The organism is Azohydromonas lata (assembly GCF_034427735.1).
Classification (GTDB): domain Bacteria; phylum Pseudomonadota; class Gammaproteobacteria; order Burkholderiales; family Burkholderiaceae_C; genus Azohydromonas; species Azohydromonas lata.
This window is the reverse complement of the sequence record NZ_JAXOJX010000200.1, coordinates 1-631: the sequence shown is the minus strand read 5'-3', so window position 1 is coordinate 631 and position 631 is coordinate 1. Positions and strand designations below refer to the sequence as shown.

Below are 631 nucleotides of genomic sequence, written 5' to 3'. Positions count from 1 at the left end.
GTGATCCTGGGCGGCTTCGGCGGTGACGCCGCGGCAGCGACCCAGGGGAGCACCGAGCAGCGCAGCGTCAAGAGCGGCAGCGCCGACGACGCGGCCTTCATCCTGGGCAACGCCGAGACGGTGGTGATCGTGCCCGGCTACGGCCTGGCCGTGGCCCGCGCGCAGCACGCCGTGAAGGAGCTGGCCGAGAAGCTCACGCACAAGGGCATCAACGTGAAGTACGCCATCCACCCGGTGGCCGGCCGCATGCCCGGGCACATGAACGTGCTGCTGGCCGAAGCGGAAGTGCCTTACGACCAGGTCTTCGAGATGGAGGACATCAACGGCGAGTTCGGCCAGGCCGACGTGGCCATCATCCTGGGCGCCAACGACGTGGTGAACCCCGCCGCGCTGCAAAAGGGCAGCCCCATCTACGGCATGCCGATACTCGAGGCCTACAAGGCCAAGACCATCATCGTCAACAAGCGCTCCATGGCGGCAGGCTATGCCGGCCTGGACAACGAGCTGTTCTACATGGACAAGACCATGATGGTCTTCGGCGACGCCAAGAAGGTCGTGGAGGACATGGTCAAGGCCGTCGAGTAGGCCGGTCGCGCCGACGCTGCCAAGGCCGCCTGCGGGCGGCCTTTTT

Annotated in this window: 1 protein-coding gene; it reads left to right on the top strand. The window is 66.6% G+C overall.

Annotated features, from left to right (window positions below):
• Window positions 1-585 (top strand): NAD(P)(+) transhydrogenase (Re/Si-specific) subunit beta (locus SM757_RS35010; protein ID WP_322468869.1); only part of this gene is annotated, 585 nt, incomplete at its 5' end.
• Window positions 586-631: the final 46 nt, after the last annotated feature.